This is a genomic window from Thermoanaerobaculia bacterium (assembly GCA_035593605.1).
Taxonomy (GTDB): Bacteria; Acidobacteriota; Thermoanaerobaculia; order UBA2201; family DAOSWS01; genus DAOSWS01.
This window is the reverse complement of the sequence record DAOSWS010000011.1, coordinates 89,226-111,285: the sequence shown is the minus strand read 5'-3', so window position 1 is coordinate 111,285 and position 22,060 is coordinate 89,226. Positions and strand designations below refer to the sequence as shown.

At 52.3% G+C, this 22,060-nt stretch carries 19 protein-coding genes; 9 read left to right on the top strand and 10 right to left on the bottom strand.

Annotated elements, in window-relative coordinates; translation table 11 throughout:
- Positions 1-284: 284 nt before the first annotated feature.
- The 3 genes from PLD04_07380 to PLD04_07370 are packed head-to-tail and all read right to left on the bottom strand — an operon-like array spanning position 285 to position 1,422.
- Positions 285-689 (bottom strand): transposase, encoded by a 405-nt coding sequence (locus tag PLD04_07380; GenBank protein HXK68153.1) that lies wholly within the window; start codon positions 687-689, stop codon positions 285-287.
- Positions 664-1,326, bottom strand: a complete 663-nt coding sequence (locus PLD04_07375; protein ID HXK68152.1) for a hypothetical protein — start codon at positions 1,324-1,326, stop codon at positions 664-666. Before PLD04_07375 ends, PLD04_07380 begins: the two co-directional genes overlap by 26 nt.
- A gap of 21 nt (positions 1,327-1,347) precedes the next feature.
- Positions 1,348-1,422 carry a hypothetical protein gene (locus PLD04_07370; GenBank protein HXK68151.1) on the bottom strand — a complete coding sequence of 25 codons (75 nt, stop codon included), beginning with the start codon at positions 1,420-1,422 and terminating at the stop codon, positions 1,348-1,350.
- A gap of 561 nt (positions 1,423-1,983) precedes the next feature.
- On the opposite strand from PLD04_07370, the gene PLD04_07365 reads away from it, so the two are divergent.
- The 5 genes from PLD04_07365 (at position 1,984) to PLD04_07345 (ending at position 6,067) form a co-directional block, all read left to right on the top strand.
- Positions 1,984-3,429 (top strand): PLP-dependent aminotransferase family protein, encoded by a 1,446-nt coding sequence (locus PLD04_07365; protein ID HXK68150.1) that lies wholly within the window; start codon positions 1,984-1,986, stop codon positions 3,427-3,429.
- A gap of 14 nt (positions 3,430-3,443) precedes the next feature.
- Positions 3,444-4,337, top strand: coding sequence for a pyridoxal 5'-phosphate synthase lyase subunit PdxS (gene pdxS / locus PLD04_07360; GenBank protein HXK68149.1), 894 nt, complete (start codon positions 3,444-3,446; stop codon positions 4,335-4,337).
- A 3-nt stretch (positions 4,338-4,340) separates the two neighbouring features.
- Positions 4,341-4,961, top strand: a complete 621-nt coding sequence (gene pdxT, locus PLD04_07355; protein HXK68148.1) for a pyridoxal 5'-phosphate synthase glutaminase subunit PdxT — start codon at positions 4,341-4,343, stop codon at positions 4,959-4,961.
- Positions 4,958-5,539, top strand: coding sequence for an NUDIX hydrolase (locus PLD04_07350; protein HXK68147.1), 582 nt, complete (start codon positions 4,958-4,960; stop codon positions 5,537-5,539). The genes pdxT and PLD04_07350 overlap by 4 nt, the downstream gene beginning before the upstream one ends.
- Before the next feature lie 75 nt (positions 5,540-5,614).
- Positions 5,615-6,067: a CBS domain-containing protein gene (locus PLD04_07345; GenBank protein ID HXK68146.1), complete on the top strand. Its 453-nt coding sequence runs from the start codon at positions 5,615-5,617 to the stop codon at positions 6,065-6,067.
- A gap of 3 nt (positions 6,068-6,070) precedes the next feature.
- Here PLD04_07345 and PLD04_07340 read toward each other — a convergent pair whose 3' ends face one another.
- From PLD04_07340 to PLD04_07310, 7 genes are read right to left on the bottom strand one after another with little or no spacing between them, the layout of a single operon-like run.
- Complete coding sequence (locus tag PLD04_07340) at positions 6,071-6,766, bottom strand: hypothetical protein (protein HXK68145.1); 696 nt, start codon at positions 6,764-6,766, stop codon at positions 6,071-6,073.
- Between the two features lie 15 nt (positions 6,767-6,781).
- On the bottom strand, positions 6,782-7,819 hold the full coding sequence (locus PLD04_07335; GenBank protein ID HXK68144.1) for a DUF1573 domain-containing protein: 1,038 nt from the start codon (positions 7,817-7,819) through the stop codon (positions 6,782-6,784).
- A gap of 24 nt (positions 7,820-7,843) precedes the next feature.
- Positions 7,844-9,886: a sulfatase-like hydrolase/transferase gene (locus PLD04_07330; protein ID HXK68143.1), complete on the bottom strand. Its 2,043-nt coding sequence runs from the start codon at positions 9,884-9,886 to the stop codon at positions 7,844-7,846.
- Positions 9,883-10,812: a hypothetical protein gene (locus tag PLD04_07325; protein HXK68142.1), complete on the bottom strand. Its 930-nt coding sequence runs from the start codon at positions 10,810-10,812 to the stop codon at positions 9,883-9,885. Before PLD04_07325 ends, PLD04_07330 begins: the two co-directional genes overlap by 4 nt.
- Complete coding sequence (locus PLD04_07320; GenBank protein ID HXK68141.1) at positions 10,809-11,771, bottom strand: hypothetical protein; 963 nt, start codon at positions 11,769-11,771, stop codon at positions 10,809-10,811. Before PLD04_07320 ends, PLD04_07325 begins: the two co-directional genes overlap by 4 nt.
- On the bottom strand, positions 11,768-12,670 hold the full coding sequence (locus PLD04_07315; GenBank protein ID HXK68140.1) for a hypothetical protein: 903 nt from the start codon (positions 12,668-12,670) through the stop codon (positions 11,768-11,770). The genes PLD04_07320 and PLD04_07315 overlap by 4 nt, the downstream gene beginning before the upstream one ends.
- On the bottom strand, positions 12,657-13,013 hold the full coding sequence (locus tag PLD04_07310) for a helix-turn-helix transcriptional regulator (protein ID HXK68139.1): 357 nt from the start codon (positions 13,011-13,013) through the stop codon (positions 12,657-12,659). Before PLD04_07310 ends, PLD04_07315 begins: the two co-directional genes overlap by 14 nt.
- Before the next feature lie 32 nt (positions 13,014-13,045).
- Between PLD04_07310 and PLD04_07305 the strand changes: the two genes are divergently transcribed.
- From PLD04_07305 to PLD04_07290, 4 genes are all read left to right on the top strand, one after another.
- Positions 13,046-13,858 (top strand): ABC transporter permease, encoded by an 813-nt coding sequence (locus tag PLD04_07305; GenBank protein HXK68138.1) that lies wholly within the window; start codon positions 13,046-13,048, stop codon positions 13,856-13,858.
- A 61-nt stretch (positions 13,859-13,919) separates the two neighbouring features.
- A complete protein-coding gene (locus PLD04_07300) occupies positions 13,920-15,272 on the top strand; it encodes a VCBS repeat-containing protein (protein HXK68137.1) in 1,353 nt (450 codons plus the stop codon).
- Positions 15,273-15,583: 311 nt separating this feature from the next.
- Positions 15,584-17,017: a hypothetical protein gene (locus PLD04_07295; protein HXK68136.1), complete on the top strand. Its 1,434-nt coding sequence runs from the start codon at positions 15,584-15,586 to the stop codon at positions 17,015-17,017.
- A gap of 84 nt (positions 17,018-17,101) precedes the next feature.
- Positions 17,102-22,048, top strand: coding sequence for a PKD domain-containing protein (locus PLD04_07290; protein HXK68135.1), 4,947 nt, complete (start codon positions 17,102-17,104; stop codon positions 22,046-22,048).
- The last annotated feature ends 12 nt before the right edge of the window (positions 22,049-22,060 follow it).

The window sequence follows — 22,060 nt, the reverse complement described above, 5'->3', positions numbered from 1 at the left end:
ACCTCAGGATACACGCCGCTTTTCTCTTTTTCCACACTTTTTGAGGGTACCTCCGCGCCGGTCTCTCCTTCGCCAACCTGGCCGGAGTCTTGTGCCTGATTCTCTTCTCCTGCAGGGATTTATTCTACTGGCTGCAAGAACCTTTCGATACTCCGCCGCTGGTTCCTGAATTTCGACAATTGTTACTTATGGTCTGCTGAAAAAACAATTCAGATTTTAACGGAAGCGACAGGGGATCTGGACGTGTCATTTTCTTCTCTCTTTTTCTCCTGGTCCCGATCTCTTTACGCCCTCCTCATGGCGGTTATCAGGTTCATTCCAGGGAATCCGAGCCTCACCCACGTTTCTCCGCCCTCTTCTCCCGCATACCGGATACGGTCCAGCCCATAGTACTCCTTGGCGCACCCAAACGCACCCTCGATCCGGTTGCGTTCTCGCTGTTTCTTCTTTCGCCATCGCGTATGGTTTTGGGCGTCTTCGTTTGGACGCCCCAAGGGTAAAAGGGCGCTGCGTATCCCTTTCTCTTTGAGCATCGTTCGGTTATCCCGGTTTCCATAGATCCGGTCAGTGGTTACGCTGGGAGGGCTCTTCCCGAATCGACGCTCGTAGGCTTTAACCTGCTCCGGTAGGACCGTCGCTTCAGAGAAGTTGGCGTAGACAAACTCATCCACAAAGGTAAAGCCACCCACATGACTTACCGCGACCTTGGGACCATACTCCACCTGCTTCCCCCCTCCCTTCCCCCGTACCATGGGACGGGCATAGGGCTTGTGGAGGCTTACGATCCGATCCTTGACTTCGATTACGTACGGCCGTGTACATCTCCTTCTGCTGGGCGTAGAGACGCTGCGCATCCAGAAACCGTCCCACCATCCAGGAGGCCACCGCCACACCCTTGTCCCGGGCCATCGCCACACCCTTGTCCCGGGTCATCGCCATGGCTTCCCTGACCTGCTCCAGATTGCGCCCGAGGTACTGAAGCATCGACTTCGTGGCCTTGCAGATCTCCTTTTTCGTCTTGCGCTTCTTCTTGCTGAAGGCAAGATACTTCTTCCGGGCCTCACGGGGGCGAGTCCGGAAGCTCTTCCCGATTTTCTTCCCGATCGTCTTCACGATCGCCACCATCCGCTCCCGGGCCCTATTCAACAGCCCCACATCATTGGGATAGGCGATCGATACTGAGATCACCGTTCCGTCCACCAGCATGCCCCCCGGCTTGATGACCTTCTTCTCAATCAGAACCCCGTAGCACCGCTCTTCCAGCTCCTTGAAAAACTCTACGCCCACACGCTTGCGCACACGGCTCAACGTGTTCGCATGAATCACTATCCCCGTCAGAAACTGCTCCTACCCGCAGAAGTATTGCTGGTACGGGTTTTCAAGCATCGACTGCATCACCCCCTTATCGCTCAAACCCGTCATGTGCTTTAACAAAATCAATCCAATCACCAATCGACCATCTTTCGCAGGACGGCCACGATCAGAAAAGTGACGACTGTAAACAAGAATAAGATCATCTCAGAGGATCAGCTTCTCTATCTTCAACCACCGATTGGCAGGGTCAAGGTGACCCCCTAATGGAAAAAGGTCGGAAAATAGCGATTTCGTCTTATGGTCTCTTCCGTGATACATGATCTCCACCGTTCAACTGCAAGGGTTTTTGGACTTTTGAGCTGGTTTTTGTGCATTTTGGAATCGTTTACCCGACCATGATACCACATTAACCCTATATTTACCAACTACATAAGGTTAACATTGGACATTCTCAGTGGACCCACTGATGTGACGCCTTTTGGGATAGCTATGGAGGAATTCACAAGGGAACCCCATCTGAAAATCCGGGTTTTCGCGTCCAAAACCCCTTATATTATCGAGGGGTGAAGAGAAATGTATATGTTATTTTGGACAGCACTTTATAGGGATGGAGGTATGGTACACATTCTCCTTGCTCCTGGTTTATTTAATTATGCTAATATGCAAATCATGCTAGATTGGAGTCATCCAATTAGTGGAATAATCCTTCAGCGGTTGACGGGTGCGCCCTTATACCGACAGGTGGCGGATGCCTTGGAGGATATTATTATTAAGGGTATCATGTCTGTAGGAGAAAGACTTCCTTCTGAAAGAGTAGCTTCGGAGATGTTAAAAGTGGATCGGTCCACTGTGACGGCGGCCTACCGACTGTTAAAGGAAAAGGGCCTTGTAGAGTCCAGGGTGGGTTCGGGTGTCCGGGTTGCGGAAAGCAGGGCTTCCAGCCCCCTGGTCATCAATGCGGCTACGGAACGGCTGATCGAACTAATGACTCGGCCTTCGGGATCGGTTGCTGTTCCCATGATTGCAGACTTCGAATATGTCGTTCCCAATTTGGATGCCCTGCCCATGAAGCTCATTCGCTCCATCATGGATGATGTCCTTCGAGAAGAAGGTGATCAGCTCCTGCAGTACGGTGATTCTCTCGGATATTCACCCCTTCGAAAAACACTAGGCGAACGCCTTGGTGTGCCCGCCGATCGAATTCTGATCACCAGCGGTGCACAGCAGGCACTGGCTCTGGCCTTTGGGGTTCTATCTGAATCTCAACGTACAATCGGCATTGAAGCGCCGACCTATTCAGGGGCGGTTCAGCTGGTGAAGTACCATGGTCTGCGTTCCGTGTCTGTTCCCGTGACGGATGAGGGCTGGGATATGACGGCATTGGAACAGAGGCATACAAACCTGGTTTATATCCAGCCCTGTCACCAGAACCCAACCGGTAGAACAATGGGTAAAGATGATCTGGATCGTATCTTTCATCTGGTCAGACGGCACTCCCTGACGGTAATCGAAGATGGCGGGGACGCCATTTTCTGGGGAGGAGAGCCTCTTTTCCGTCGTCTGCCCCGGAATAGTACGGTGCATATCGGAAGTCTGTCGAAGTTTATTCTTCCAGGGCTTCGGATTGGATGGCTTACGGGGCCTTTACCCTTTGTTTCAGCGGTCCGGATGCTGAAAGGGGCAACCGATGTTCACACCTCCCATCTTCTCCAGGCTGTCCTGCACCGTCTGCTTCATTTTCCAGAGTTGACAGATGCTATTCATAAGGAAATGGAACATCAGATGGAAATCTGGAAACGGGCCCGAAACCTGGCGAAACGCCTCCTTCCCGATTCGGTCCGTATCGTTTCAGGAGAAGGCTCTTCATGGATGTTTCTGTACCTCCCGGAAGGCATGACGGCATCCCATGTTGTTCAGGATCTCCTGAATCGAGGGGTTCGTGTTTCAGTGGGATCGTACTTCTTCGCCCATCGTCCGGCCCCCGAGGCGGTGAGGCTTGCTCTTGGAGCCATGGATCCAAAGTCGATGGAGAAAGGTTTTCAGATTCTGGGAGAGGTTCTTGAAGATCGCAGCCGGCAGTCCCTTACGCAGACGGCCGGATTACCCCCACTATAACAAGGAGGATTCAGATGATCAGTTTCTTACAGACAGAGGAGTTTCGAGTCAAAGTCGGCCTGGCGGAGATGCTCAAAGGCGGAGTGATTATGGATGTTACCGACGCGGCGCAGGCCAAGATTGCCGAGGAGGCCGGCGCGGCTGCCGTCATGGCGCTGGAGCGTGTACCTGCCGATATCCGAAAAGAGGGAGGGGTGGCACGAATGGCTCCGATTTCCAAGATCCGGGAAATCATGGAAACTGTTTCCATTCCTGTTATGGCGAAATGCCGTATCGGTCACCTTGCGGAAGCGCGGGTCCTGGAAGCCCTGGGTGTAGACTTCATTGACGAGAGTGAAGTTCTTACTCCTGCGGATGAGGAAAACCATGTCTGGAAGCACACCTACAGGGTTCCCTTTGTCTGCGGATGCCGAAACCTGGGAGAGGCTCTGCGGCGTATCGGCGAGGGAGCAGCCATGATCCGCACCAAGGGAGAAGCAGGATCCGGGAATATCGTTGAGGCCGTAAGACACATGCGGGCTGTCCAGTCGGACATGAAACGGATCCGTACCCTTGAAATGGATGAGCTCATGCATGAGGCCAAGGGTATGGGGGCTCCCTTTGAACTGGTCCTTTACGTCCATGAGCATGGGAAACTTCCCGTCCCCAACTTTGCTGCGGGGGGTGTGGCTTCTCCTGCCGATGCCGCGCTTGTCATGATGCTGGGAGCCGAGGCCGTATTTGTAGGTAGCGGAATCTTTAAATCCTCCGACCCTGAGAAGAGAGCCCGGGCGATTGTCCAGGCGGTTACCCATTACAGGGACCCGGAAAAGCTCATGACCATCTCTGCGGATCTCGGCGAGCCGATGAAGGGTCTGGAGATTTCTTCGATACCTGAAGGTGAGCTGCTGCAAAAACGGGGATGGTAATCCATGCCTCACCCTTCGGGGAAGGGTAACCCGGGAAAGAAGGATCTGATGGTCGGAGTGCTGTCTCTGCAGGGGGATTTTGAACGGCATATCGCCCTGCTGCGCGATCTTGGTGCAGCCACGCGGGAGGTTCGGACCCTTGAAGAGCTGACGGACCTTTCGGGTCTGGTGATTCCCGGCGGGGAGAGTACGACGCTCTTAAAATTCTTCGAGAGCGAACCCTGGATCGAATCCCTTCAGTCATTTGGTTTCAGAGCCCCCATCTTTGGGACCTGTGCGGGGGCAATTCTTCTGGGGACACGGGTAGAGCACCCGGCACAGGTCTCTCTTGGTTTGATTCCCATGACAGTCCAGCGGAATGCATATGGACGGCAGATTGATTCATTTATTACGGATCTTGAAGACCATTCTCTGGAGGGGGATCCCCTTCCCGCGGTGTTTATTCGTGCACCCCGAATTGTCGAGGTGGGTACAGAAGTGGTAATTCTTGCGCGTTATCAGGGTGAAGCGGTTCTCGTACAATATGGACATTTTCTCGCGGCGACCTTTCACCCGGAACTGACAGGGGATCACCGGGTTCATCAGCTCTTTCTCGATAGGGTTCAAAACGGGGTGAAATCATGACGGGCTCAACGAAGGGGGGTATTCCGTTGCAGGAAAAGTATGACGATATTGAAACGCCTGTTTTTATCCTGGAGCGGCTTCCCGTAGGGGATGCGGTATTCTGCAGGCTTAAGTGTCCGGACTGGATCAATGTGATTCCCCTGACCCGTGATGGGGATGTCATATTTGTCCGTCAGTATCGGCACGGCACGGATGAAGAGACACTTGAGATTCCGGGCGGTCAGATGGATCCGGATGACCGGGATCCCCTCGCTGCCGCCGTGCGGGAACTCAGGGAAGAGACCGGGTACGGCAAGGGAGAGTGGACGACTCTGGGATGGGTTCATCCCAACCCGGCCATATTAACGAACCGCTGTCATCTCTTTCTGGCGGAAGGTGTGGAAGAAGTGGGAGAGATATGCAATGATGCCCATGAACACACGATTGTCGAGCGTTTTCCTCTGCAGGATGTACCCGAGCTGGTCCTCTCGGGCAGGATTACTCACGGCCTTGTCATTAATGCGTTTTCCGCCCTGGCTCTAACCCGCCCCGGGCTCTTTCCATGGAGGATCAATTCAGAAACGCCCGTGAAGGAATGAGAACGGGTCCAATCCTGTTATCCTGATATAGATGGGTCCCAACCCCTATCCACTTCTATCTAAGGAGGCTGTGTCATGGGCCGCGTTCGAGATCTGGTAGCCAAGAGAAAAAATCATGAGACCTTCTTCATAAATGAAAACGATAATGTTCGCGATGCCATCCGTTCCATGGCGAAACTGGGTGTGGGTGCCATAGGTGTCGTGGGAGAAAGTAAGCAGCTGGTCGGAATCTTCTCAGAGAGAGACCTTAGCCGGAGAGTCGTCCTGGAAGGATGCGATCCCGATACGACGAAGATTAAGGATGTCATGACCCGCACTATCGTGGCTGTGGGGATGGATGACGATCTTGAGCAGTGCCAGTCAACCATGTTCCAGGCCGGCATTCGTCACCTTGCCGTAGTTGAGGGTTCCAACTTCCGCGGGCTGTTAAGCCTGCGAGACTTTCTGCACCACGACGTGGCGGAAAAGGAAGATACGATTCGCTATCTTAAAGACTACCTTTTCTATGTTCCGGACGATGCCCTGTAGGAGCTACTGATCCTGATCCTGTTCCGGTCGTGCTTTCTTTTTCTTCTGATCCCGGAACTTCTGAAAATCTTCGTTAGCTTTGGAATTGTTGTCCTCGGTTACCAGATCCAGCTTGATATTCGTTTTCGGCTTGATCCGCAGTTCCGTAGTCAGGAATTTCCTGAATTCCTTGTGGAGCCGGAATGAGAACTGGTCCTGTGTCATGAAAACAGCATCGGCATCATTACAGGCGGGGTTCCGCTCTTCGGCCCTGAGCACATTCTGAACCCTGCAGAGGGTATGCAGCTGGTAGTAACATTCACGGATTGAGCCCATGTTGGACTCCATCGTGGCCGCAATGGTCTCCGGTGCGGGGTCCAGGCCCGCATCCGTCATGGCATCCGTATAGGTGAGTGCAATAAGAGGTTTTGCGATCATCGTGCAGGCTGTGTCGAATTTCAGAGGTGCAAAATCTTCCCGGGTTGCCATGTCAAGCTTCAGTTTCAGGTAGAGAATCGTTAATCCGTAAACTTCCTTGTCCCGGGTCGTTGTCGCCGCCTCAAACAGTCTGATCTTGTTATTCAGCATTTCCTTCAGCGCATAGTTGTCCTGCGAATAAATCTTAATTTCCACGAGCTGGTTCACAAGGTCGTCACAACAGTCACTGAACGCCGGCAAAGCCGTAAGGGAAAGAAGAATGAAAGCAATCAGGGATCGCATGGGAACCTCCATTGGTTACTTTTTAACAATTTCACCATCGAAATCGACGGTGAGGACCTTGAATCGATCATCCGGAGCGTTGGTGTGGATTTTCAGCGTACCCAGGAACGGACCTTCGGGAGCTGTTTCTGGAAGTGTAATCTTGATCTGGTACCGGCTTTCCGCCGGTATGGGAGTGATTTCCGTCTGGATGAAGGGATTCTCGTTTTCAATGCGTATGACTGTAAAGTCGGGAATCTTTTTTGTATTATCCGACACCCAGACCAACCGGTTCACCGGGAGCTGATCCTGTGTGAGACTGCCGAAATGAATGTCGAACGGGGTTGCCATGACATCGGGACGAAGCATCGTAGATACGAACATCCGCTTGACGGGTTGTTCCTTCACATTCGTGTGGATTAAAAGGGTACCCTTCTGGTATCCAACAGGTGCGCCCGGTTTGATTTTGAGGGTCAGGAGATACTGTTTGTTGGGAAAGGGGCCGAAACGTTGATCCTGGGGGAGAACGGATGAGATGGCCTCAATAAATGGCAGCGAGCATTCTGTGGAGGTGATTTGAAATTCCTTGTCCTCCATTTCGGTCACGACGTAGACCGATTTTTCGTTTTCTTCCGACAGGAGCTGGTTAAAAACCAGGAATGGCTTGGGGAGTACCTGCACCCAGGCTTTAACGTTGCCGGAAAGGTACACATAGGTCTCGGGCGCGGATGGATCATTGGTCGATATGAGAATCCGCTTGTTCACTACACCGCTTAAATCCATCGTATCCATGGTGATGTGGATTTCTGCGGTGGCGCCCGGTGCTACCTCGGAAGGGGATTCCGCAACTGTACATCCACAATCGGGATGAACATTGTGAATAATGAGAGGTGCATTTCCGTCATTTTTAATCTTGAAGCTGTGGGTGATGGTTGTACCCTGGGATACGGTTTTAAAATCGTAAATCTCTTCCAGGAGAACAATCTTTGCCGTGCCTTCCTCGGCGGTGATGGTCACGATGGGGAAGGTCATGATCAGAGAGACTATGCATAACAGGAATGCGGGAGATTTCATCGAACGATCCTCCAATTTGATGCGTTATCGATTCAGCTTGTTCAACTGTTGTTGTACGAACGGAACATCCGGAGCGTTGGGAAACTTCCGGATATACTCCTGCATTTTCATCCGGGCATCGACCACCCTGCCGAGCTCCAGGAGGATGCCGATCATGGCCTTAATGGTCTTTCGATTGTCCGGCTCCAGTGCATAGGCCTCATCCAGCATTTTTATCGCCATCTGAGGCTGCCTTTTCAAATGGTAGAGGTACCCAAGGTTTGCGTAAGCAATGACAGAGTTCGGGCTTAGTTCGATCGCTTTCTGGAACGCAGCCAGTGCAGCGTTCAGGTCGCGATCTTCCATGTGGATCAGCCCTCTGGCAACTTCGGTATTTCCGTCCACCAGGTTGTTCTCGGTTGCAAATGCCAGAACTTTCATGGCTTCTGTCTTCTTTTTATCCATGATGAGTGCCTGCGCATAGTAGCCGAGGACTTCAATATTATACTGATTCAGTCGGTAGGATTTCTCAAAGTAGTCAAGACCTTTGCGAAGATCCCCCTGCTTGTAATAGACGACTCCCAGCTTTGTAAGGATGTAGTAGGTGTTGGGAGAGAGCTTGTCGGCTTTGGTCAGGACCCGTTCTGCTTCTGTAAGCTTGTTCTGTCCGATATAGGCCGATGCGAGAAATTTCATGGCGGAAACATTCTGACGGTCCCGGCGGAGGACCTCCAGCATCATAGGCTCCAGTTCCTCAAACTTGCGCTCATCCATTAATTCGGGAGCTAAAATAATGATCTTGTGGGAGATGTCGACAAGGTCCTTTGGATCCGGAAGGTCCCGTGCCGGTTTGGAGGAGGGTGATTTTCCTCCCTGAAGGTAGCCGAGACTCTGAAGCTTTTTGAGCTCTTCGGGAGGGAGTTCAACAGGTGCAGTTTCAACGATGCCGCCATAGGGTTCCGGACTTACCTCTGAGATCTTTGTTTTGAGCCTGGACAGAATTTCCGGCTTTTTTTCGATGATATTTTTTAATTCTCCAGGATCGTGCTCCAGATCAAAGAGCTCTTCCCTGGGAGATTCGAGATATTTCCATCGGCCGTTCGTGATTCCCCGAATCGGGGCCCAGTCAAAACTGTAATAGGGAAGAAAGGTTTCCAGGTAATACCATTCCGCCGGCGCGTTTTTCCCCTGGATCGATGACCAGAGGGATGGGACATCAAATGACTGGTCACCGATCGACAGGCCGGCGGCTTCAAGGATCGTCGGCGTCAGAGAGGTAATAGAGACCGCAGTATCAACGATATGCGGAGTTGTCACTCCCTCACCGTATACAATAAACGGAACGTGTACGGTGGAATTATAGAGAAGAACGCCGTGCTCTTCTTCTCCGTGATCCCCCAGGCCTTCGCCATGGTCCCCGAGGATAAAGATCAGGGTGTTCCTTCGTTGACTCTCGGGAATGGCCTGAATCAGACGTTTGATCTGTGAATCGGTATAAGCGATCTCACCGTCATAAGGATCGGAAAAATCTTTGTCAAAGGGAGGGGGCGGATTATAGGGGTGGTGGGGGTCATAGTAATGGGTCCACAGAAAAAAGGGAGACCGCATGCTCTTCAGGAGTTCAATGGATCGATCGGTTACAACGTCGGCTTTTCGCTGGTTTTTTCCTTCATCCATCGATTGATCATAAACATCGAACCCGCGAGCGAGGCCAAACCGCTCGTGGAGAATAAGGCTTCCAATGACGGCTGATGTCGAATACCCGGAGGATTTCAGTCGTTGGGAAAGGAGGATCACGTCCTCGGGTACGGCATTGAGAAGATTATGCCTGACCTTTGTATGAAAAGGGTAGAGTCCCGAAAACATGTTGGTATGAGAGGGCAGGGTCGTGGGAACACTGCACAGTGCCTGTTCAAAACGAACGCCTTTTTCCGCCAGTGAATCGATAAAGGGGCTCGTGGGTTTGCCATAACCATAGGAACTGAGATGATCAGCACGCGTGGTGTCCATGGTGATGACGATGATATTGGGAGATTTCGCAAAAAGCAGCGGAGCTGCAAAGAGAAGCAGGAAAAGGAATCGTTTCATTTGGACGTAAGGGTCTTCTGGATGTCCCCGCAGGACAGAGTTTGAATTCCAAAAGCGTGGTTTTGCGGATCAAAGATTTTCGCCCAGTAGGTATCCCCATTACCACGAAGCAGGTAGATGGCTTTGGATTCGAGGGCGACAAAGGTCAGCATGTGACCCTGGTCATTTACCTTTACCAGATAGGGAACGATCTTTTTTGTAGGTCGAATTCCCAGGAAAATGGCATAGGTGTCCTTCCCGCAGGAAACGTAGGAGGAGAGAGCCAGAGTGGTGACAATCGGTGTCAACTGGGTTGGTTTTATCTTCATGGAAAGGTCGCGTACCTTGCCGTTTTCCACAAAATACACGGTCTGAGCGTAGGGATCCACCAGGTAAGAGGTTTGGTCGGAGAGGGAGCCCATGGTGTAGTAGGGGAGAGCAAGAGCATATTGGCTTGATTCTACCTTTCCATACGAAACGGGGGGCATGAGATCCCGGACAAAACCGCCCTCTTTTGTGTATTCTTTCAGATAGAGGTCAAGCTCTCCTGGAGCTTCGTTACGGAGAAGGGCAAGGTAGAGCGTGGCTCCCTTCAGGTAATGAGCAACGGGGTAGGCATCCCCGGTATCCCATGAAGAAAGAAGGGTTTCGTTGGGTCCAAAAAGGGTGACAAATCCGGTCTGATGGTTTTCATCTTTCCGTATCCCGGTAATGACATAGGGGTTGGATCCGGAAAGGGAAGTTACAGAGTAACTTTTGCCTAAATAGGAGGTAATCCCCTGGAGGATCGTTCCTTTGGATGGATCAGAAGCTCGGAAAGCCAGAACGGTATGGCCATCAGAAACCAAAGCACCGTGATCGGAAATTCCGACAAGATCTCCGGGTTGAATGGGCGCAATCATACCGGCAGTGCCCAGTAGTGAGGCCAGAAACAACGCTGGGATCATCGGATAATGCTCTGGAAGAGTGTCCTCAACCGTTCTTCATCAAGGCCCTTAAGCTGGGTATAACGAGGCATGGACCAGAGTCCGCTGCAGTAGAAAACATAGGCCATACTGGATTCAGTTTCCCAGTAAAAAACGATACGGTCCGATGAGGTGTAGACACTGTGAACCGAGGTGGAAGTGTCAATGAAGGCGTTGATCGTAATAAAGGAAGCAACACCAATGTCCGGAAAGTGGGCTCTCTGGTCAGACTCAATGTCAAGGGGCAGATTATCGTAATCAACATTCAGGATTGCATAGTAGCCGCTCTGAGGGGAAGGGACTAACAGTGACACCCTGTTCCCTTCCGAGGCGGACCAGATATTAGGGTAACGGTAAGAAGAGGGGGGATAGGTGTAGTCGACACTCGAATCGGTGATGATGTACGGTGCCATGGGGTGTACGGCCTTACCGCTGTAATTCAGATCCTGATCTCCAAAGGGGATCACGCAATACACGGTATCGCCGTAAGAAGTGTCATACTCTTCCCACCAGATAACATGGAAGAATCCCGTGTTATCACGACCCGTGGTGAATATGGAATTGGCATGGAAACGCTTCACGAGAGATCGATCGGAGAGCAGAATGAAATCAGACCACGATCCCGAAGGAATGTCATAGGAAATAAGGGTGACGTTGCGAAAGTCTCCGTCTCCAAAGGTCCAGGTAATGTAAAGCTTTTTAAATCTGGGAATGTAAAGAATAAAAGGATCTTCATCGACCCTCTGATCGTAGGTGCCCGGAACAATTGTACTTTCAACTGTTCCATTGGGAGATGTTATTTCAAAGATCAGAAAGGAAGCCTGCTCATCGGCTGCAGATTTAACGGAATAAAATTTCCCTGTTTCATCGATGGCAACCTGAGCCGCCCAGATCGTTGCAGCAAACCAGAGAATGGAGGTGAAAATCAGTAACTTTTTCATAGGCGTAAATTCACCACCTTTCTGACGTTAAAGGCTAAGAGAAAATCAGACGCCGTTGTCACGCCGGGATAGAAAGAGGCAAGTTCTCCGTAATAACTCTGGGCGCTATCCATATCCTCCAGCGCCATCGTGCAGTCTCCAAGGAGGAGAAGAAGATTCTTTACAAGATTATCCTGCTTGATCGTTTCGGCTTTAAGAAGGGCACGTTCGCCGTATTCTTTTGCGCGGGCGGGTTCATCCATTTCCAGATATCCATAACAGAGATCCATTTCCGGATATACGAGATACGCAGGTCCGGCCTGCAGGCGTTCGAGACGTTCCAGGGAAGATTGAACGGCTGCAACGCCTTCCTGAATTTTTCCCTGCATCATCTGGCAATAGCCCCAATTGTCCTCGATCAGAGCAAATCGAACCGTTTCGGAGGCCTCATGGAGAATGCCCATGGCTTCCGTATAAAGCCTGGATGCTTCTTCAAAGTGACTTTCTGCGACCAGAAGGTTGGCCGTCTGGTTCAGGGAGGATGCCAGGTAATCACTGCGACCTAACAGTCTGGATTTTTCAAGTGAAATTCGGGCGTAAAAAAAGGCTTTCTTGAAGTCCTTCTGAATTTCATACATGCGGGCAAGGTGATAGGTTGCAAGACGGGCAACCTTGGGATGGTTGGTCCGCATGAACATCTCTTTAAGTTCTTTTACCTTATCGTCGTCTGAAATTCCACGCTCGATCCGGCATGCTGCAATGTTGCAGACGGCAATATCGCGCAGGTAATCGCTTCCCGATTGTTCCGCCAGATAGAGGCTCTTTTCAAAAAGGGACTCAGCCTGGCGGAAATCTCCATGGGAGACCCGGTCAAACCCGCGGGCTCTGTAATAGTAATAGCGCCCTTTAATCGTCTTCATTCTCTTGTTGTTCCTCCTTCATCCTTTTGAAGCGAATGAATTCAAGAACTTCGTCCTTGTCGCTCTCGCTGAGGGCGTTAAACGCGGAAAGAACTTTCTGCTCTTTCCGGGAAGCACCTGCAGTTACGACCTCACCGAAAAATTCAGACATGGACATCTCAAAGACCTGTAAAATCTTAAAAAGCGTATCCAGGCTGACCCTGTATTCCCCTTTTTCCATCCGGGAAAGGTCAGACTGCTGCACGCCTATTTTAGTCGCAAGCTCGACCTGTGTCAAGTGACGGGATCTGCGCAACTGACGAATCTTCTGCCCGATAAATCGGGCCTGGCGAACGCGATTCATTGTACCTCTTATTATAATCGAAATATGCTAAAATGTCAATTCGTATGCTGAAACAGAATGTATTTCTCGTAAAGCAACTTGTTCTTAAGGACTTACGCTCCCGTTATGCGGGGAGTACCTTCGGTATCCTCTGGGCGTTCGCAACACCCCTGTTACAGCTTCTTCTCTTTACCTTTGTCTTTTCCACCGTGCTGCGGATCCCCCTCACAGGGGAGCGCGGCGTGGATTCCTTCCCACTCTTTCTCTTTGCCGGTTTACTGCCCTGGATCGCCATTCAGGAATCCCTGATGCGCTCCACGACCGGTGTTCAGGATAATGCTCCGATTATTCAGAAGGCTTCCATTCCCCCCGTGATTCTTGTGGTGACGGTGATCTTTTCCGCCATCCTTCATGAAATATTCGCTCTGATTGCTTTTCTTGCCATCCTTACCATCCTTGGAAAGGCAACCCTTGCATGGTGTCTTCTTCCGCTGGTTCTTGCGGTGCAAATTGTCATGACCTTTGGAGGGGGGTTGATTCTCTTCTGTGTCCAGGTCTTTTTCCGGGATACCGTTCAGATTGTGAATTACGTGCTGATGGCGTGGTTTTACTTTACACCCATCGTTTATCCGCTCTCGCTCGTACAAAAGGGAGTGGACGGACATTCGATTCCTCCCGGTGTACTCACAGCGTTGCGCATGAATCCCATGACCGGAATCGTGGAAGCTTACCGGGACGTCATTCTGCGCGGGGAAATTTCCGGAATCGGCACGTTGTCCATCTTGACTTTAGGTGGGATTGCGCTATCATGGGTGGCCTTTCACTTATACGGCCGCCTCAGACCCCACTTTGCGGACTCGATATAGACTCCGAAGAGGTTTTGAGATCCAGATAACGCGACTCACCCTTTCTGATTGGAGGACAATCATGAGAAGTTTGGCCCTGGCTTTAATCCTTTGCGTTGTTCTGGTTGGATGTTCAACCGGAGACAAACCTTCGGGAAAGACAATGCCGCAGGACTGGAACCCTTATACGGCCACGCTGCCGGATGACCAGATTCCCCCCATCGTAGTTCCCGATGGACGCCCGGAAACCCTCATGCCAGAGGATGGAGCCCGGGTTGTGCTGACTTCGATCAGCGAAGGCCTTCCGGAATCAGGCCTCTGGAGACAAAACCTGGCCATTGCCGACATGAACGGTGACGGGCACCTCGATATCATTGCGGGTCCCCCCCGTGGTGGAACCTCGGAAAAGAAACCCTTTGTCTTTTTAGGAGACGGAAAGGGTTCGTGGAGTGCGTGGAATGTTGAAATGCCGCATGCTTACTATCAATATGGAGGAGTCGATGCTGCCGATATCGACGCCAACGGTCTCCTGGATATTGCAATAACGGGACATTATGCTCCGGTATATGTTCTTCTGCAGACGGCACCGGGTGTATTTGAACTGATGTCAAAGGGGCTTCCGGATGGGGCCGGGTTTTCCAGCCGCACCATAAAAGCCGCAAACCTCGATGATGATCCATGGCTTGAGCTGGTCCTCCTGGCGGACACCAATATCGACAAGGCTCAGCGCCCCCTGGAGGCTGCCCTTCAGCGGATCTTTGACTGGAATCCGGAGCAGGGTACCTGGGTGAGTGAACTTGAAGGATTGAACGATAGAGCCTTTGGAGATCGTCTTGTCGTCGCCGACTTTAATATGGACGGAAGACCTGACTTTGCGGTTTCCAACCACGTTCAAAAAGGAAAGAACGTGCTCTTTTACCAGACGCCCCGGGGCTGGCAGAACGCATCAATTTACTCCCTCTTCGCCAATGCCTACACATTCGATGTTTCCCTGGCCAATTTCAACGGGGATGATCGTCCAGATCTCCTTTTCTCACAGCTGGTTGTCCTTCCGGTAGTCAGCCCCAAGACGACTCGAAAGCTCTATCACCGGGCCGTCCTGGTCGCCTGTCTGAATACTCCGGACGGATGGGAGGTCCGAGAACTTGCCTATCTCTCCTCTCATCTCATGTTTGAGGCCGTGGCGGCTGCGGATTTTAACGGGGATGGAACCGATGATGTTGTCGGGTTGCAGAGGGATGGCTCCCTCTACCTTCTTCTCAGCGAAGGGGATGGGTTCACCAGGGCGAGAATTGAGGATTGGAACCTGAAGGGGCGTCCCTACTGGGCTCAGGCCGCCGATGTCAATGAAGACGGTCGCCCCGATCTCTGTGTGGCATTTGGAGGAGAAGAAGGAAAGAGTGGGATCTATTGTTACTCGCTAAACATGAAATAAAGTCTATGTTTAGAACAGGTTACGATGTTTTCATGCTTCAGGAGCATAAACGGCTTGACAAAGCCGCATAAACGGTGTATTGTAAGGACTGGAATGGCAGTGAGTCTGCCAAACCCAAGTGGAAAGGAGGTGAGGACGGACCTTTACGTCGGACGGAATCACAGTGAGATGTACCTTTACCACAACACTATAAAAATTTCGGAGGTTTAAGTATGAACAAGTGGTTTTTCATGTTCACGATTCTGGTGGCTGGCACGATGCTTGCTGTCGCGCCGACCCTTCCGCCCGCGCCCGTAGTCAATTCCGGCGCCATGTGCGATATCGGCCCCAACAATGCCGCCACCCTGTTGATCCCCTACTTTGAGGTCGATTCCATCGACACGATGGGCCTGAACACCCTGGTCGCCGTCACGAACGTGACCGCCGATCCGGCGATTGCCCACGTCACGCTGTGGAACGTGGACTCCGTCCACACCATCGACTTCAACATCTACCTGACCGGATACGATGTTGCCACCTTCAGCGTTCGTGACATCTTCACCGGCCATCTGCCCAACAACGGCTGCGCCTCTGCCACATCCTCCATCATCGATGGCTGGATTGACTGCAACCGTGATGGCTTCTACTTCAATCAGACAACGGCCAACATGGGCGGCTTCGGCCCCCTGTTCCAGCAGATCATGCAGCTGAACTGCGGCGGCGCCTGCGACTTCGCCTGCTACGGCCCGCTGGATCCCGGCCTGCTTGCCTATCTGAAGTACATGCACACCCAGTGCTCCTATGATTGGCCCACGCTCAACTACGTCGGCTACATCACCATCGATTACTCCTACACCTGCCAGGGCGGATTCCCCGACGAAGTCAGCCCCTACTGGTACCCCTACTTTGACGTGCAGCAGACTGCCAATGCCAACGCGACCTTCGAGCAGGACATCTCCGCTCCTGGTTTCTCCAATGCGTTCATCGGCGACTACTTCTACATTGACTTCTCCAACAACTTCGCTCAGGGCGAAACCGCTGTCCACATTGAAGCTTTCGGCTTCGGCCCCAACCAGAACCCCTCCGGCTTCCTGGCAGCGCAGTACTATGGTATGACCAACGCCGACTGGCTGGCCATTCCTCTGGCTACCTACTACGGCCGCGTTATGCCCTTCTCCGGCTTCCTGCCTCAGCCCGCCGGTCAGGATCAGCGCGAAGCTCTGCCTCTTTCCTGGGGCTTCCGTTACCTCGAGAACGCCGTTTTTGACGGTGGTTCCGATGCCCTGATCTGGAGAGGTCACAACTGGTATGAGGGTCCCTGGACCTTTGGTGATACACAGTACGCTGACTGCCACTCCACCATGTATGACTACTGGGGCACCTACGAGTACAAACTGCCCGATCCCTTCGTCTCCTTCTGGGATGAAGAAGAAAACACTGTGACCGCCGGCGGCGGCCCCTCTCAGCCCCCGGTTCAGATCGGTGTTGAGGTTCCCGTCGAAACCGGTCGGTATCACATTGTTGACATCCTGGGCACTCCCTTTGAGTCCGGCTGGGTTGCCATGAGCTTCGCCACCGACGCTCGTGCCAACGGCCTGCCCCTTGCTCCGAACCAGTGGTTTGGTGCATTTGACCAGTCCTGGGTCTCCGTTGTTTACCAGGCCATGGGCAAGTTCTCTGTGGGCTTCTCCGGCGTTTCCTGGGAAAACAACTGCCGTCACGATTACACCGGCGGTGTTGTTACCATCATTCCGAACGACGTCTGATCTGTCCTTGCTGTTCCCGTCAGGGGGAGGTACGCCTCCCCCTGACTTTCTTCATGATTCTTATATGCTAGGAGAGTGTCCTTCATGAGACCAAGGCTCCTTCTTTTTTTTATATGCCTCCTTCCCGTCAGCCTCATTTTTGGCCAGTGCACGATTTCCCAGGTTAAAACCATTTCTCCATCGAGCGGTACGTTAGATAAGATGGAGATCATCACCGTCAATGGGATTAATTACCTCTTTGTGAAGGAGTCGGTTCTCGTTGAGTTTTTCAACACAGGCACCGCGTCCAGTCCACAAAAGGTAGGAAGTACGTCCAACCTGACCGGGGCATGCGGTGCGAACCTTGAAGTCGTCGGAACCTACGCCGCTGGAAAATCGGATAACGCCATTTTTGTCTCGAAAAAATGTGGGGATATTCTTTCCTACGACCTTTCGAACATGCCGAATGCACGGGAAACCGCTTCAATCCCCGGCGTATCTGTGGATGCCATGGCCGTGTATCGCACCACGACGAAGCGATACCTGCTCGTCGGTGGGAATGGAATCAAATATGCGGACTACAGTTCCATGGGAAGCAGTTCCGATACCCGGAGCCTGACCACGCTGATCAGCGGTGTCATGCCCACCAGTATTCGGGTGACCGGCAACTACCTTGTCGTCGGCACGGCTTCCTCGGCGAATATCTACAACATTTCTGGCATGCCTTCCTATTCGACTGTGGCTGCCTGCAGCGGCTATTCCCCGTTTGATGTTTACTACGATCAATCCTCGGGCCTCATGTACGTCGCCGACGGAGATGGGTACCTTAAGATCGTCAATCCCTCCTCCTGCCAGACGCTCGGGGAAGTGTATCTGCCGACCTCGTCGGTATCGTTTATTGATCTGCGGGATGACCTTCTCTTCATCGCGCTGGGTACGTACATCCAGTCGACGGGACAGGGCGGGTTCAGGATTGTCGACGTAAGCAATCCGGCCGTGCCCGTGGATGTCACCGGAAACGGATCGGACTTTTTTACCGGAGAAGCCGCCATCGCGGTTCATCCCAGTGCCAATTATTTTTATGTGTCCAGCGGATCTCCCATCGTCTATTCCTTTACCAACTGTTCCGCCGTACAGGGACCGAACATCGACATGTACGGAACCCCGGTTGTGTCGGATGACCATCCCACGGGCGGACCCGCCTGTGCCACCAATCCGGATCAGGGCCCCTTCTCCTGTGATGGCAACATCGACTCCGGAGAAGTCTTCAAGCTGAAAATTGATGTGAAAAATACCGGAACAGCCTCGGCCTCCACCGTTACGGGCACGCTTGCCTACAACGGAATCGATGGTTCTGTTACCGTTACCACGCCCACGGCATCGTATGGAACGATCGCGGCGGGAGCCACGGCGACCCAGTCCCAGCTGTATGTGCTGGAAGTATCGCCCACGGCCAATACAACCTCAAGCCCCATCACGAAAAACTTTACCCTGACGGTAAAGGACGCTACGAACACCACCTGGGACCTTGGTTTTACGTTAACGATCCAGGGATCCCGCGCAGTACTGCAGCGCACCGTGAACCATACTGCAGGTCAGGTGACCGTGCAGTACGAAAATGTGGGAACCCTGGCCAGTTCCTCCTTTACGCTGGGCCTGGAAAGCTCCACCCAGGGCATTACCTATGAATCCACGGTTCGCTCCGTACCCAGCCTGGCTGCCAATGGGGGCCTGTCCTCCGTGCTTCCCTACACTTACACCAACTCCAGCACGTGCGGGTCGCTAAACTATCTGGCCACCCACTTCATTACCTCCCCGGCGACGATCGATCCCAACCCACCCTACGCGGGGGTTCCGATTGGCTCGTACTCCGGTGCGATGCCCTATGTGGTGGAGCAGAATTCCTCCGCTTTTTCCAAAGCCAAAACCACGGGGACCACCTACAACGTCTTTTTCACCCTGGCCAACAAAGGAACCGACAGCGCCTCGAATGTGACAGCCACCCTGTCAGTCGATCGGACCGATATTATTTCCCTTTCTGACAATACGGCCTCCTTCGGGACAATCTTTGCCGGGGGAACCAAAACCAATTCGGGAACCGATCCCTTTGTCCTGGATCTCTCGGATACCGCCACGGGTTCTGCTGTGTTCACCCTGACGATCACCAGTGATCAGGGTTGTTTTGAGGCGGTTTTTGCGGAAGCCGACATGGCCACCTGGCTCCAGGATCTCAATCTGGACTATATCGGCTGGAAGGCCTACGGATGTGGAACGACACCCCTGCCGGGTGCTCCAGCTCATCCCGACCTGTACGAAGGCAACTGCTACACCTTTAAATTCACCCTTCAGAACGACGGATCCTCTCCGGCAACCAACCTTGAAGCGACAGTGACCAGCAGTAATGCAAAGGCCATTGTTTTAAACTCCGTCGACTACTACAACATTGGAGCCAACGGAGACCAGGCGGAAAACCTTTCGGGGTTCAGTGTCGATCTTGCGGACGATTACTGCACGGGCACTACCTGCCCCTCCCTGACATTGACGCTCAATGTTCCGGACGCCGGTTTTTCCCAAAACCAACCTCTGACAATCCACGATTCTTCGACGACCACGAACGACCCGATCCTTGTCTACCAGAGCAACACGATTACATCGGATAACAACAGTAACGGTCAGGCTAACCCCGGTGAGACCGTGTACTTCAAGATTACGGTCAAGAATTCCGGCACAGGAAACGCAACCAACGTGCAGGCCTCCATTACTTCGTCCTCTGGCGATGCAACGGTCAATACGGGTCAGATTTCAATGGGTACCATCAACGCCGGCGCTACGGCGACCTCGACCAGTACGTTCAAGGTCACCTTTTCATCGGGCATCACAGGGAATCAGACCTTCACCTTCCCTCTGACGTTAGCCGCAACCGAGGGTAATTGGAGCGGCAGCGTCAAGATCACGGTGATCGATCCCTCCGCCGCCCCGGCATTTTCTTACGTTGGATACTCCTTTTGCGACGACACCTATGGGAATGGTGATGGAGTCTGGAATCCTGGAGAACGGGTGCCTCTGGCCGTTCGAGTCCACAATGGCGGCACAACGGCTGCCGTCAATGTGGTTATGACCCTTGCCACGGCACTCAGTGGAGTTACGATTCAGGATGACACGATAACCGTTTCCAGAATTATGCCAAATGCGGACGCCGATGCCATCTTTCTCGTGGATCTGGCCTCGGGCGTTTCCTCTACATCCCTTCCCTTCACCATTACTTCCAACGATCCCGCTTTTTCCCAGGGCTTCACCGTAAATACAACCATAGACAATAACGATAATTGTGGAAGCGGAGGCTCTACCGGAAGCCCGACCGCGAATTTTGCCTGGATACCTTCGGAACCCAAGACCGGAGAGACCGTCTATTTCACCGATCAATCTTCCGGCGGACCCACATCCTGGTCCTGGAACTTTGGAGACGGAGGAATTTCCGCGATCCAGAACCCGAACCACGTCTTTTCAGCTCCCGGATCCTATCAGGTGAATCTGACTGTGGCGAACGAATCCGGATCAAACTCCCTGACGAAAACCGTTGTGGTGAGTCAGAGCGGTACCATACCCTCGAATAAGAGTTATGTCCTTCCGGTCGTGGCCCGGTTCCACGGAAATTATGACTCTTTCTGGGTCTCGGATGTTTTTCTCCATAATCCCAATTCGAACAGCGATCTGATCATTAATTTCCGATACAGTTACATCTTTGCAAACGAAGGGCACACGGTTGAGTCTCCGTTCAGTCTGACACTTAACCCGATGCAAACCATCATCATTGAAGATGTGCTGACGCTTCAATTTCCGACATCGGGACTTCCCGAGGATATCAGTGGAATGCTGATTGTCGATTTCTCCGGATCTGCCTCTCTCCCGCCGCTAGTGGCCGGCAGAATCTACAACAAACAGGCGGATGGCACCTTCGGGCAGTACATCCCTGCCATATCCCTTCTGAATCCCATCCGGGACTATACCGATGATGTGATCCTGTACGCCCTGGAACAGAATGCCGCTTTCAGGACACAGCTGGGTACAACCAACCTTTCTTCGGAGCCCAATACCGTGACGTACACGGTATATGATTCTTCGGGGCGCGATGTAAAACAATTCCAGAGGACGATCGGCGGACTCTCCAATGACCAGGTCTCCCTCTATGCCTATATCACCGATGAGGGTCCTTTTACGGTAAAGATCCACAGCGAAAGCGTGCTGCCTTTTACATCCTATGCATCCGTTTCGGACAAGATTACCAGCGATGCTGTTTTCCAGCCCGATGTCCGGGATTCCGATGAAACCCTCTTTCTCCCGGGTGTTACCCATGCCGCCGGTTCTTTTGGCAGTAACTGGCGTACCGATCTTTATATGCATAATCCCACACCGGCTCAGATGGTCATTGCGACCCTTCTCTATCCAAATTCAGAGACGACACCACAGGGATTTACGGCAACAAAGAACTATACGCTGAATGCCGGAGAAACAATTGTGATTCATGATGTGGTCACCGATATTCTTCCTGATCTTACGGATGATTTTGTTGGATACATCATTTTTAAGAAGATTCTGGGATCTGAAGATGAAAATCCCTTTATCGGTTCCCGCACCTATAATCTCTCTCCGGAAGGGGGAACGTTCGGGCAGTACATCCCTGCGCTTTCCCAGGGAGCGGACTTTGGCGCGGGACAGATTCTTTATCTAACAGGACTACGACAGGATGATGAGTGGCGGACAAATATTGGTTTTGTTAACGTATCCAGCACTACCCCGCTGGTCATGAATCTGACCCTGTACGATCCGGAAGGGAATCCGGTTCGGATCAGCCAGGGTTATACGGTAGATCCTCTCTCTGCCCGCCAGGCAAAACTGACGGATATCTTCGGAGAAATCGATGTTCTGGCCGGAACCGTTCGGGTTGAAGTTACGTCCGGACAGGGAGGGTACCTTTACGCTTCAGTGGTGGATAACGGTGTCAATGATGGTATCTTTATCACCGCGCTGAAGGAGCCGCCAAAGGTAAACTGAGGTTGAGCGGGA